We start from the raw sequence: 13,512 nt of genomic DNA, 5'->3' as shown, positions 1-13,512 counted from the left end.
TAATTTGGAACACAACTTACCACTGTACACTCGTATAACCGTATAACTATAAAAAAACCGCGTATAGAGCAGAGATGCTCTGTACGCGGTTTTTTTGTGACCTGTGATTGATGAGGTGACAGATTATTTGTCTCTGTCCCATTCAGCTGTCCCGTTATCCAATCCGCAGTCCAGCCACCGGGAAAAATCCTCGCAATCCGGTGTTACTCCACATTGCTGTGTTTGGCAAATGCGGCGCCAGGTTCCACCTGCTTCAGCTCTCCATAGCTCAGGCAGACCGCATCCAGCAGAATATGGGTGCACTGGTCAAACAGCGAACCAAGCGGCTGAATGCTGGCAGCCTCGCCTTCGCGGCGGTATTTGGTAGCTGCAGGGATATGCAGCAGCCGATCAGCGAGCTGACCAAGCGGCGATGACTCGTCGGTAGTTACCGCTACGATGGTGCAGCCCAGCTCTTTCGCTTTCTCGGCGGTCCATACGGCTGCCTTGGTCGTGCCGGAGCCGGATACGGCGATGAGGATATCGCCGGATGCCAGCGCCGGTGTGACCGTTTCCCCGATCACGTAGGAATTCGCTCCCAGGTGCATGAGCCGCATCGCAAAGGATTTGGCCATGAAGCCGGAGCGTCCTTCACCGGTGACGAAGATACGGCCTCCTGCAGCGAGTGTCGCGGCAAGTCCGTTTATTGCTTCTTCCGGTACACGGCTGACGACCTGCTGAATTTCTTCCAGAATGCGCTGTGCCTTGATCGATGAGGTAGTATTAGTCATGAGTATGAACTCCCTTCGGCATATTTTGCATCACTTCGTTAATATGGCTGCGAATATCACGTGCCGCCCGGGCAGGATCATCGGCTTTGGTAATGGCCGAACCGACGATAACGACGGATGGCTGAGCCTGCAAAATGGTCGGCAATGTCTCCAGTGTAATGCCTCCGGCTGCAGCGATGGATGGACGCGCGGCGAGCGCGATGTCTTGACTCATCTTGCTCTCGGTGCCTGCTACCTTCTGCCGATGCTCTTGAACCTCTTCACCCAGTGCCTGGCCGATACGCTCCTGAACCCCTTTAGCCAGTGCCTGACCGGTATGTTCCTGCTGATACTCCTGAACTCCTTTACCCAGCAACTGACCTGTGTGTTCCTGCTGGTCCTTGCTCACATGCTGGCACAGTACAGCCTCTGTATAGCGCTGCAGCTCCATTGTCCGCTGCGGCGATACATTCAGCAGATCAATCATGACCGTACCGCCATGAGCCTGTGCAGTCTGCATACACAGATCCAGTGTGGCATCCGGTGCAGCAGCCATGACGGTCGCCACATCCGCTCCTGCACGGAAGCAGAGTTCGAATTCGTATTTGGCGTTATCGATCGTCTTGATATCCGCCACGATGACCTTGTCCGGGAAAGCTTCCTTCATCCGGCGCACACTGTCCATACCGAACTCCTTGATCAGGGACGTGCCGACTTCGATCCATTCCACGGCATCCTGCACCTGATGGGCCATATCGACCGCCTGCTCAATCGTCATGCGATCCAGCGCCAGCTGAATGCGTACAGGCTGCGCGGCATCCAGGCCATCTGCTGCGTCTGTACCGGCATGCAGGTTCGTACTATTGTCCGTACTGGCATTGGGCTTGGCATTGTTACTGTTACCGAGATTGACCTTGCTACTCGTATTGGTAAAGCTTGTCTTGCCAATTTCCAGCTTACTCATTTTCTCTTTCACCTCTCCGATTGCTGTATGATTTAGCTCCTATCCACTATTCCCTATTTATCTACTATTCCGTACTCGTCCAATGCGCACTGGAGTCGGTATTATTTGGAAGCGACTTTCCGATTTGTGTCGGCACGACCGTTTCTTTTATATCCATATCTCCTTAGAGCTGGGTCGTTCTCACTTTCTGTTTCCAGTTCTTTTTGCCGCTCGTACCCTGTCCAGTCGGAGTCGACTGCTTATTGCTTTTGCCTACAGTCATCGTCAGAATCGCCGACAGCAGCAGCGAACCGGCCATGAACATATACGAAGCGTCAAAGCCGCCAGTCAGATCATTCAGGTAACCGACAATATACGATCCAGCAAAGGAACCCAGTGCACCGAGACTGTTTACCAGCGCCATCGCGCCACCGGCCACATTGCGCGGCAGCACTTCCGGTACGATCGCAAAGAAAGGTCCATACGGTGCATACATCGCTCCGCCCGCAATAACGAGCAGGACAAAGGAAATCCAGAAATGATCCGGTCCGATCAGATACGAACCGTAAAAAGCGAGCGCGCCTACCAGCAGAAACGGCCAGACGAATCCTTTGCGGATCTGCATTTTATCCGAAAAGTACGAAGTGACCAGCATCAGAATAACCGCCAGCAGATAAGGGACCGCAGACAGCCAGCCGGTGGACACCATATTCATGTTCGGCGCCTTGGCAATGATGGACGGCAGCCACATTACGAATCCGTACACCCCGATACTCCAGAAGAAATACTGCAGACACAGCTTGATTACGGTCGGCGAGCGGAAAGCTTCGCGGTAGTTTTTCACCTGCTTCATGCCTGCCTGTTCATTATCCAGCTCGGTCTCCAGCGCTTTTTTCTCCGCATCGGTCAGCCATTTGGCCTCAGATGGTTTGTCCTGAACTACTTTCCACCAGACAAAGGCCCAGATGATCGCCGGCATCCCTTCAATGATAAACATCCAGCGCCAGCCTACCGAAGATACCAGATAACCGGACACAATCGACATCCACAGCACAGTAGCGGGGTTACCGAGGATCAGGAACGTATTCGCCCGGGAACGCTCTTTGTTCGTAAACCAGTGCGCATTGAATACCAGCATCGCCGGCATGACAGCGCTCTCCACTACGCCCAGCGCAAACCGAATAACGATCAACACATGCACATTGGTCACCATGCCGGTCGCCGCAGCGAGTCCGCCCCACAGGATCAGCGACCAGAACACCAGCTTCTTGGCGCTGCGCTTCTCCGCATAGTGGGCTCCGGGAATCTGGAAGAAGAAGTATCCGAGGAAAAATAAAGCTCCCAGCAGCGAAGACATCGCTGCCGATATATTCAGATCATGCGCCATTCCGGATGCCGCGCCAAAACTGTAATTGGCGCGATCCAAATAGGCCAGGCTATACGTAATGAAAATAATCGGAATCAGCCGCAGCCAGCGTGAAGCCGGCAGCGGAGTGACAGATTGCCCGGATGTGTCATTATTGTTGGTAGACTTTACATTTCCCATGTTAGTTCACTCCTTCCAGAGATGAGGACGTTACGGACGAACCTGCAGCGGCCTGTACAGATGGCTCTGCCGGGACAGCCGCGAATCGTCCGGTCTGCTGCATATACTGCTGCAGCTGTTCTTCAGTCGGATAGCCTTCATGGTCACCGACCGACTGTACAGCCAGCGCACCGATCGCACAGCCGCGGCTGACCGCCTGCTCCAGCGGCAGTCCGGCGAGCCAGCCGCTGACCGTACCTACGGCAAATCCATCACCGGCACCGACCGTATCAATCACCTCGGGTACGATGAATCCCGATACTTGGCCGGACTGCTCATGGCTGTAATAGGCGGCACCGGATGGCCCCAGCTTTACCACGACGAGCTTCACCCCGCGATCCAGATAGAACTGCGCAATCTGCTGCGGATCACGGGAACCTGTCAGTATCTCGCCTTCCTCGATCCCCGGCAGCACCAGATCGGCATATGCGGCAAATTCATTAATGACGCTCACCATCTGCTGCCGGCTCTCCCACAGCTGCGGACGCAGATTCGGGTCAAAGGAAATGCTTCTGCCCATCTGCTTCATCGCCAGGATCACCCCGCGGGCAAACTCCCGATTGGCTGCAGATAATGCCAGCGGAATACCAGTCATATGCAGATGCCGTGCCGAGGTAAAATATGCCTCATCCAGCTCTTCCCGGTTCATCCGGCTCGCTGCCGATCCTCTGCGGAAATACTGCACTTCCGGGTCACCGGAAGTAACTCTCGACTTGAGCTGGAAGCCGGTCGGAGACTGCTTGTCGGTCAGCACATGTCTTAGATCCACACCTTCACCCATCAGCTTCTCACGGACAAAGGTACCAAACACATCACTGCCCACACGGCTCGCCCAGCCGGAACGCAGTCCCAGTCTGGCAAACCCGATAGCCGCATTCGCTTCCGCTCCTGCCAGTCTGCGGCTGAACAGACTCACCTCATGCAGCGGACCGGATTGCTCCGCGACAAACATCGTCATCGCTTCTCCAAAGGTAACCACATCCAGCGCAGGATGCCCGTCTGTCTGTCCGTTCTGTACATTTCCATACTGCTGTGACATGTTCTCTTCTTCCCTTCCTTCGCCAGCCAGCAGGCTGCAGTAATGGGAGATTGCGGTATCATCCGTCAGTGTAAATTCAATCGCCCGCAGCGCCGTACGAGGCAGCTGGCGGATGATTCGTCTCCACAGGGCATCCGGCTCTTCCGGCAGCGGCAGAGTGACCACTTCGCCAGCATGAATCACGGAATACTTGGCATGAATATAGGAGACATAGGGTGACAGCTGCCCGGCTGCCTGCAGTGCATCTTCATAACCGGCGTACAACCAGTTGCCGGTGTCCAGTGTCATGCGGACCGGAGGCATGCCTTCCAGTGTCCAATTCTCTATTTCCTGGAAAAAGGCCAGCAGTCGTGCCGGGTCACCACCATAGGTCGTCTGATCATTCTCAATCAGCAGTTGTACTTTTTTTCTGTTCGAATGATTTTTATTTTTTTGATTTGTATTTTTTGGTAAATAATACGCTTTCAAAAATGCTTCAAGTACTGCCAGCGGTGACAGCTCTGCATCATAGTGTCCGAGCGACAGCTTGACCTTATCGGCTCCAAGCAGCTCTGCCTCACTTAAAGCCAGAGAGAGTACGTTCGCATCCAGCCGATAATCTTGCTGCCACAGCTGCATTGGTACCGAATAGATCGTCGTCTGCAGCCCTGCCGACTGTATCGCCTGCCGGCATGCTCTCAGCTGGCTCTCTATATTCTCGCTGTCCGTGAACAGCTCTCTACGGATCTCGATGCCCTCCGCTCCGATACGGGCTGCTCTTGCGGCTGCTTCCATCTGTGTCTGCTGCCCGGATACCACTTCACTGAATACCGACGTAGGGATGATGATTCTCATGCTGTATGCTCCTTCCTCTCTCTGGTCATGCCTGCGGATTTGAAATTAATAATGATGTGCGAATCCCGATGCTTCATTTGTTGAATGATGGGTTTCGCTGGATTGTATGTTCTTTAGTATTTTGTATTCTGTAACATTATGCGTTTTGTAGTATTATGTGTCCTGTAGCATTGCTTGTTCTGCTCGACTTCATAAGCGAGACGAGAATCTTTCCTGCTATACATATAAACCGCTAATCGCTTACATAAACCGATTTAGTAAATCGATTTATAAAATCAGTATAAACCTGTCATTTTATAATATCAACCTTTTTTTGTAAGCGTTATCTATAAAATCTTTCTCATTCCCCGGATAAGGCGGGTCGATCCATATCATGCAGTTTGTACCCTGACAGCGCAAAAACGCAGCTGCTTTTTACAAGCGGCTGCGTGCTGGTCCTGCTAGTGGGATATTATTTTTCTACTACTATATTGGTTATGCCTTCTTTGCCAAAAGGAATATTCGCCTCCCGAATACAGTCAGATCGGCACAGCCGGCCCGGACGATTCGCGGATCATCAGACGGCAGGAGAACTGCTTTTCCTGAATCGGCGGCCATTCCTGCTTACGGCTCTCCGCTTCGATATCCGCCAGCAGCATCGCAGCCGCTTCGCGTCCCATCTCGTGGGCAGGCTGTACAATCGTCGACAGTGTCGGCGTGAGCAGCTCGGCGAACGGAATATTATCGAATACGATCAGCGCCATATCGCGGGGAATCTGCAAACCTTTTTCCTTGAGAAAAGCCAGCGCTTCCAGCAGCACCAGATCATTCCCGGCAATAATCGCTTCCGGCAGTGCATTTTGCTGCTCCAGCTCCATCAGCCGCTGCTTGAGCTGGCTGACCTCTTCGGAGATCACGAGCGGCTCGATCTGCGGCAGCTGTTCCTGCATAGCCCTGCGGTAACCTTCGACGCGCTCGAGGCGGGTGGAGATGGATAATGGAGCGGTCAGCATCGCTATACGCTTGTACCCGGAGCCGATCAGATGTGTGGTCGCTTCATGGGCAGCCTGTTCATTCTCCACCACGACCCGGTTCACCGGTACATCGTCCAGCTTGCGGTCGATAAAGACCAGCGGGAACTTCTCCTCGACCAGCTTGCGGTAGACCGGAGTGAGCGGTCCCGAAGGGAAAGCAATTACACCGTCCACTTGCTTGGATCGGAGCATCTCCAGATCATTCTGCTCCCGGTTCTGGTCTTCATCGGTATTACAGAGAATAACGCTGATCCCCTGCTCCCGGCAGTAGCTCTCAATACCCCGGCAGATCTCGATCGAGAAGTGGTGCAGCATATTCGCCACAATCACCCCGATCGTAAAGGTACGCTTCTGCTTGAGTCCCCGGGCCAATATGTTCGGCCGGTAGTCCAGCTCCCCAATCGCAGCGGCAATCCGTTCACGGGTAGCGGCACTCATATATTCATAACGCCCATTGAGGTACTGGGAGATCGTGCTTTTGGACACGCCTGCCTCACGGGCTACATCAGCCATCGTTACTTTCGCCATATTTGCATTGCCCTTTCTGTAGTGACGATTGGTGGATATGCGGGATCGCTTGTTGCAGATGCTGCTGTTACCGATCAACATTTTCCGGTATGATCCATACCTATCATAACCTGCGAACCGGCCGCCACTCAATACAACAGTTCCCCTACGGATACCGGGATATACGCGGGCGTACCAAAATATCTCCGCTTCATCCACAGAACCGGATAACAAAGAGACCGTTCTCTTCAACATGAATGCTACGGTCTCTGCTGCCTGCAAGGATTATTTATTTTTTGTTTTTGTCATAGGATAAAATGGTATTGAACAGCACCTGAATCTCGGCAGAGATTGCAGACATGTTCTGCAGGGCTTCCTGGAAATTAACGACCAGCTCGGCCTGCTGCGTGGATGAAGAGGAAATCTGCGAAATATCCCCTTCCATCTGTATAATCGAGCTGCGGATATCGTTCAGCGAGTCTTCAATCTGTCCGGTCGCCTGCTTGGCATCCACGGACAGCTTGCGTACTTCCTGGGCAACAACGCTGAAGCCTGCGCCTGCTTCACCGGCACGAGCGGCTTCAATCGCCGCATTCAATCCGAGCAGATTCGTTTGTTCGGAGATTTCACGGATGACACCGGTAATCTGGGTGACCGAAGACGATTTGCGTACCGCTTCTTTGGAATTGTGGAGCACCTGATTGGATACGGAAGACAGCTGATCGGAGTGGGACGCAACATGATGCACATTGCTTACGAGCTGGCTGGTGATTTCTGCCGCTGCATGCATCAGTTCTTCCATTCGCTGCTTGTTGTCTATGCTCATGCCGAGTGCGATAACGGCCGCGACCTGTCTTTTCTCATCATGGATAGGCACATATAACACATCGACAGCGGTACCCAGCACTTCCTTGGGAAAATGCAAAAAGCTGCGTTCGGTTTTGCTTTTCAGAAATACAAAGTTCTGTTGATCCGACGGCAGCACATCTCCCGCATGCAGACCAATATTGAACGAGCGGGCAGGTGAAGCATACAACACACGTTCACGGTCCATAACGGCCAGCATACAATCTTCCCGAATCAGCTGCTGTATGTACGGCATCGACTGAATAACGGATTCCACAATACTCATTTTTATATCCCCCTGAACAATGGTTTGGCCAATCTCTACTCTTTTAATATCGGCAGAGCAGCTTCCATCCATAATATGCAAGGGGATAATTCCCAAATCTTACTGGGATTCCAACCGGATCGGCCTGTTATGTACAAAGGAACCCTGCGGGTTAATCACTCGCAGGATTCCGGCAGCACCGGATCAGCTATCCTTTTGACAGTATCGCCCTACCTATCTGCTGTAGGGTGGATACCGGATAGACGGATCCATGGTCTGCCTGTTGCTGCTCTAATCCAGCTTACTATACGTTCTGCGTGTGCATTACTGCTATCTCAAACTACAACTGCTTGATATGATCCAGCATTCCGTCTCTTGTTATCTAGGATCGCTGTCACTTTCCCAGGTATAGGTCGTCTCAATCGTAACATCCGCTGTGCCTGTTGTGGAGAGAATCACCCGGTAAGGCACAGGTGGGATGTGAATTACATCTGTGGGTACCCGGTAATAGACGCTGTCCGAGCCATTAATCAGCTTCACCTGAAGCGGATCCCACTTGCGTGTCTGGAAGTTATACTTCTCGATCGACACGACCATCTTGCCATCCTGCTGTACATCCAGCCCTACATAACTGTCCCCGGACGAATTAAATTGAGCGGCTACAAAGGCACCGTCCTTCTTGGTCAGAGTATAGTAGTCGACTGTTGTATTGGAAGTATCCTGAGTGCTTATCGTGCCTCCACCCTCTCCAGCGACGCTGCTAATAGGCGCTGCGCTGGCATAACTTCCGGCAGTTGCTGTCAGCAGCGTGCCTGCCAGCAATAACGTGTAATATTTTTTGTTTTTCATTGTTTCCCTCTCTTCCTCTGTTATCCAGAAAAGTGCAAATGTATTCAGTGAATCGATGTCTATCCAACCAGTCTGCTGAGGTGCTCACCTCCCTTCCAGACCAACCCCTGTCTTGATGCGGGCAAATCTCTTATGTAGTTTCAGGTCGCTGCTTAAGATTTACTATACTTTAAATTTAGTGGGAAATATAACATGCCACATGATCCTATTTTCGTATAATAAGGATAAAAAGATCACTTGTCCATAGTTATGCACATATAGCTAAGAAGCTTATGAAAATGGTTTTAACCTTCAAATGCTTTTCGAAAACACCGGAAATGAGAAACAGGTATTCCGGTACCTGTAGCGAGATGCCTTCATCCCGCTTCACCAGAGAGCTGGCGTGTTAAATTAAGGACATATGTACCATATTGCGGCCAGAGGCCATTTAGCTCAAAATCCAATCTGCACAGGGAGGCAGCGCATATGACAAATCGCATCTTGACACCTGTAGGAGAGTTGACGATTCACCAGCCAGCAGAAGGACCGGCATTCGCACAGGGTACGAGCAAGGAAGGAGAAACGGCCAGTATATTCTTCTCCATCCAGCTGGATGAACAGAATCGTACCGAACACCTGCCTTACGGATTTATACGTGAGAAGCTGCGTCACCTGGACCGATACTGCCGGGATGCCAGGCAGTTTCTCATCGCCGAATTTGGCTGCCCTCCTGGGGAGGATGAAGCCGCAGTTGTATCCCATCCGGAAGTGACGTTCTGGGATGACCTGTACTGGTCGGTACGATTCGCAGAAGGAACACTGGATATTTGCCGCCCGCATGGGGTGCTGGTGCACTGGAAAGGCGAGCAGATTATCGGGTACGATGATTTATCGGTGGTGGAAAAGGTCTAGAACAGAACCTTCTGTATATCTGAAGTACACTTATATTGTCAAATGATCCGTTCTCCGTTTGTAAGCAGATCATCTATCTGGTACTGTACGTGTCTCTCGTTCCAGCCATTGCAATCGGGGGATCATGATATTTTCCACAAGAGGATACTGAGGATCATTGCGAAAAGTAAGGCGGAACCCATACCATACCTGCGCTGCCACAGGTAACATCTTCAATTTTTGCTGCGTAAAAGTTAACTTACCGGTTATTTCAAAAATTAATTTATTATGTTTCATCCCTATTACTTTTACTTCGTTAGATTCTATTGCCTGCAGGATGGAGTATGGCGGAAGCTTACGGGTAGAACGCAATATACCATCGAGTTTATTCATCTGTAATTGATCTTTAACAAGCTGCTCATATGCCGAAAACAACTTATTCCGAATACTTTCTATAGATTCTAGCAGTCTGGCAAACAAGCAGACAACCTGTTCTGATTTTTGTGAAGCTACAACAGCAGGTAAGACAGCGTACTCTTCCCGGGTATAATCAAATTGGTTAAGCGGATGGATAATCATTCGCTCCAAATTATTTTGGATGCATACGATATCTATATTGAGTTCATTTATAATAAACTCATCCATTATCTGTCCTCTGATCGCATACATTACACGATAAACAGGCACAAACACTTCGGGTATTTCACTATCTAGATGAACATAATCTGAAAATGGCAAATCATCGTTAGGTGCCATCCTGTGTAATACCATTACCATCACTTCCTGAAATGCAGGCGCAAAATTGCAAATCTCTGCACCATCTCTGAAGTTGCCCAGTTTGTTAAGCGCATACGTTAATTTTACTTTTTCATGATAATTTAGCATATGCAGCACATGATCAAATTTTTCTTCATGCATTATGTAATTCTCCTTGCTGATACAGAATGGTGAAATAACCGAATAAACTGTTACTTCAGAATGACATTAATCTTATGATTTCGCATTACTTTCAGTACGGCATCGAAAAATGCACTTCCCCCGCTCTTCAAATTCCGGAATTGTACGCAACATCATATCGATGCTTCGTTTATATTGGATTTTCTCCATCCAGGAAGATGAGTTCAAGCATTCTTTTGCAATACCAATGTAAACCAGTCTATTGATAGATTCTTTTAAAATCCGAGCCAGATTCGGAATATATAGTTCCTTCCCATCCTGTAACTCCTTCACCATCCCCTATAACCAATTCACTGTAATCATTCCAAACAGTAAATCTCATCTTCATATTGCTACCTCATTATTTGATTTAATATAATCTACGCTGCTCTCAATTCTCGTACTTTTGAAGAATAATATCTTCACACCATATTTCCAGCTTAAGTGGATAAGCATCTATTACAATTGCATACAAAGAGTCATGTACTCCTTGATCTATTATTTTTAGCTCAATATCTCTAAGAAAACAAGGGGAGGATTCCTCTGTATTCGAACTGCGCTCATACTCTAAACAATGATCAAACAAAACTTTATAACCATTTTCAAAAACATACATATATCTTTTGTCATTTGTGTAAGAAAATTGTATACGTTTAAATTCCGCCTCAATAATCAGATCTTCAAGAAGCATATCCCAATACTTATGGCTATCTATAATGTCTTGAAAAATTTCCGGTTTTTTCATATACTCACCTCTTATTTTTTAGTAGGAATATACCCATATTCCGCATTATAGGGCACTTTATTCAAGTCAATATCATACAGTATATTTTGTTTAGGAGTTTTTTTATTGTAATAATCATACAAATGAATGTGATCATATAGAGTTACTTTATCCGGTGGATCCAATCTACCTCTAAAGTTGCCAGACTCATCATATAAGTGAGCATCAGGCATTCTCCCTTTTACTGTCCAGCCATTAGGCAAGGAATCAATTATTTCCTGTTTGGTCATATCAGGGAAATTTTTGATTTGATTATAAAATTCGTATTCATCAGCTTTGATCGTTGCCCCTGAAGGAGGAGCATAAAAATCAGTAAAAGAATCCTCTTTTTTCAGCAAACAATTGCAAATTAAGTTTTAGAGGTGATTGCGTTTCAGGTGTATATCGCGCTGCCTTGTTACCCCATCCAAAGAAATTAATCGCTTTTTTGCGCCCCATATAATACCTTCCGCAGCATACTTACCAACATGTTTGGAGCCAAATATACCAGTAACTCCACCTACTCAGCTATTTTTGTTTCTTTCAAGTAGGCACTCAGCTCCATTTTGATACACTTACTAGTCTGAAAGTGGAAAAACATATCTAGAAATCTTTGATTAAAATCATATAAAGGATGAGTACATTTGTGTATCAATGCTCTTTATAAAAACAAAAGAACGCTCAAATAATAAAAAATTGAGCGTTCTTTTGTTTAATTATAATTACTTTAATAAAGTTAAGTTATAACAATAGAATCCTTATTAGCAATTAGATCAAGTAATAACAAGTCATCATAACTTAGAAACTGCAAGTGTATTAAATTAATATATTCTTTTTCAGAATAGCCTATCAATTTCATTTCTTTTTTTTCTTCTTCCAGCAAAGTAGAATCAACTAAAATTTTATATTCGCTAATTTCTCTACCTATACAATTATAATCGTATACACGCATATAATCTTTTACAATTAATATAAGTTCTTTATTGTTCCACTGTTTGATAGTAATGGTAAGAGCACTTTCATCAGCTACGATTTTTGAAATTTTCCCTTCTTCAAAAGAATATTTTTCCATTATTATCATGGGTTAACTCCTCCTTTATCCCAACACAGGAAGAATTATCCAGGTATAAAACCTGTGCCTACTCCCTCTTCATAATTATTAGGCTTAACATAATCTTGCTTATTTTTTCTGTTATGCCATTGCCAGCTTTTATTGGGATCTGTTTTAACCTCTATATGATAGTGGAGTCCATGATGGCGTGGATGAAAACTTTCACCTGGCTTCAGAGGATGCTGCTCTATCCTAATTCTTGTATTGTCATTAGGATAGATATAAGATTTGTCTCCTTTTACTTCTCTTTGCAATTCAGGCATTAAATTATTGGGGTCGTTAGGAAATTGCCATTTTAAATCACAACTCTCTGTATTATGCACCCAGATCCCCATGTCACTCACGAAGTACGTGTGGAAGTCGGCAACGGTCATATTGTATACTCTGGCTTGACGCTGCTCTAGTTCTATCTTCTCGATCTGCTGCTTCGTTCCATCATCTTCTACCAGCCAGTCGCCAACCTTCAGGTCCTTGACATAGGTCCATCCTTTATCGTCTACCCAGAATGGATGGTTGTAGGTCGATTCAATCTCCTGACCACCCACATAAATGGTATAGATTTCCTCTGCCATATGATTGAATGTAGCGGTGACCGTCTTGTAATCTTCTTGACCTGTCGCTTCATCCTTGGACAGAACCTGATCGCCGACCTCAATATCTTCGATATTTTTATCGCCCTGGTCGGTCTTTACTTTGGTTCCGGCTGTAAAACAGTTGCAGGCATTGATGAGCTTACCCGCAGACTTTTCAGCTTTGGTACTCCAGCCAAACAAATCTGCTGCCTTTTCCCCTGCCCAGATGACTCCTTTAACAGTATACTTACCCGCATATTTAGAGCCAGGAACAGGAGCCAACCCAGCAAAGCCGCCTACGAGATCACCAATCCGGTCGCTCACGCTGAGCTGTTCACCAGTGATATAGTTTACGCCGGTAATGGTCTGCTGCCAGGCTTTGATGGAGCCCACTACAGGGGTCATGTCTGCAAGAGCGTCACCACCAATGACCATCCAGTCGGCTCCGTCCGCACTCAGTCCAAATGGATCAATATACGACACCGGATTGCCATTCACATACGCATACCGGTTCATCGTCAATCCATTATCGATACTGCCTGTCAGCACATCTCGGTTCACAAATCGCTTGATCTCCGGATTGTAGTATCTGGCACGCATCTGGTACAGACCATTTGCATCGGTCTGCAC

The 13,512-nt window shown here is 47.9% G+C and carries 13 protein-coding genes; 1 reads left to right on the top strand and 12 read right to left on the bottom strand.

Annotated elements, in window-relative coordinates:
- Positions 1–203 precede the first annotated feature (203 nt).
- The 7 genes from hxlB to WH45_RS22075 form a co-directional block, all read right to left on the bottom strand.
- Positions 204–770: a 6-phospho-3-hexuloisomerase gene (gene hxlB / locus WH45_RS22105; protein ID WP_046216595.1), complete on the bottom strand. Its 567-nt coding sequence runs from the start codon at positions 768–770 to the stop codon at positions 204–206.
- Positions 763–1,713, bottom strand: a complete 951-nt coding sequence (locus tag WH45_RS22100; RefSeq protein WP_052723920.1) for an orotidine 5'-phosphate decarboxylase / HUMPS family protein — start codon at positions 1,711–1,713, stop codon at positions 763–765. Before WH45_RS22100 ends, hxlB begins: the two co-directional genes overlap by 8 nt.
- A gap of 163 nt (positions 1,714–1,876) precedes the next feature.
- The gene (locus WH45_RS22095; protein WP_052723919.1) at positions 1,877–3,238 is read right to left on the bottom strand and encodes an MFS transporter; all 1,362 of its coding nucleotides are present in this window, start codon (positions 3,236–3,238) and stop codon (positions 1,877–1,879) included.
- A 1-nt stretch (position 3,239) separates the two neighbouring features.
- The gene (locus WH45_RS24175; RefSeq protein ID WP_082097053.1) at positions 3,240–5,150 is read right to left on the bottom strand and encodes a PfkB family carbohydrate kinase; all 1,911 of its coding nucleotides are present in this window, start codon (positions 5,148–5,150) and stop codon (positions 3,240–3,242) included.
- Between the two features lie 518 nt (positions 5,151–5,668).
- On the bottom strand, positions 5,669–6,691 hold the full coding sequence (locus WH45_RS22085) for a LacI family DNA-binding transcriptional regulator (protein ID WP_046216617.1): 1,023 nt from the start codon (positions 6,689–6,691) through the stop codon (positions 5,669–5,671).
- A 268-nt stretch (positions 6,692–6,959) separates the two neighbouring features.
- A complete protein-coding gene (locus tag WH45_RS24170; protein ID WP_046216594.1) occupies positions 6,960–7,802 on the bottom strand; it encodes a methyl-accepting chemotaxis protein in 843 nt (280 codons plus the stop codon).
- Positions 7,803–8,159: 357 nt separating this feature from the next.
- Positions 8,160–8,630: a hypothetical protein gene (locus tag WH45_RS22075; protein WP_046216593.1), complete on the bottom strand. Its 471-nt coding sequence runs from the start codon at positions 8,628–8,630 to the stop codon at positions 8,160–8,162.
- Positions 8,631–9,095: 465 nt separating this feature from the next.
- Here WH45_RS22075 and WH45_RS22070 point away from each other — a divergent pair, with 465 nt between their 5' ends.
- The gene (locus tag WH45_RS22070; RefSeq protein ID WP_046216592.1) at positions 9,096–9,521 is read left to right on the top strand and encodes a hypothetical protein; all 426 of its coding nucleotides are present in this window, start codon (positions 9,096–9,098) and stop codon (positions 9,519–9,521) included.
- A 69-nt stretch (positions 9,522–9,590) separates the two neighbouring features.
- Here the strand turns inward: WH45_RS22070 and WH45_RS22065 are convergent, their stop codons facing one another.
- From WH45_RS22065 to WH45_RS22045, 5 genes are all read right to left on the bottom strand, one after another.
- Positions 9,591–10,418: a hypothetical protein gene (locus WH45_RS22065; RefSeq protein WP_046216591.1), complete on the bottom strand. Its 828-nt coding sequence runs from the start codon at positions 10,416–10,418 to the stop codon at positions 9,591–9,593.
- A gap of 409 nt (positions 10,419–10,827) precedes the next feature.
- Positions 10,828–11,181: a hypothetical protein gene (locus WH45_RS22060; RefSeq protein WP_046216590.1), complete on the bottom strand. Its 354-nt coding sequence runs from the start codon at positions 11,179–11,181 to the stop codon at positions 10,828–10,830.
- Positions 11,182–11,192: 11 nt separating this feature from the next.
- The gene (locus tag WH45_RS23030; protein WP_052723918.1) at positions 11,193–11,558 is read right to left on the bottom strand and encodes a hypothetical protein; all 366 of its coding nucleotides are present in this window, start codon (positions 11,556–11,558) and stop codon (positions 11,193–11,195) included.
- Between the two features lie 377 nt (positions 11,559–11,935).
- Positions 11,936–12,280, bottom strand: coding sequence for a hypothetical protein (locus tag WH45_RS22050; protein ID WP_046216589.1), 345 nt, complete (start codon positions 12,278–12,280; stop codon positions 11,936–11,938).
- A 35-nt stretch (positions 12,281–12,315) separates the two neighbouring features.
- Positions 12,316–13,512: polymorphic toxin-type HINT domain-containing protein (locus WH45_RS22045; protein ID WP_235338453.1), on the bottom strand; the 1,197-nt coding region annotated here is incomplete at its 5' end.

The sequence above is a fragment of the Paenibacillus wulumuqiensis genome, assembly GCF_000971965.1.
GTDB lineage: Bacteria > Bacillota > Bacilli > Paenibacillales > Paenibacillaceae > Saccharibacillus > Saccharibacillus wulumuqiensis.
The sequence above is the reverse complement of the archived record's forward strand: the minus strand, read 5'-3'. Positions and strand labels throughout refer to the sequence as shown.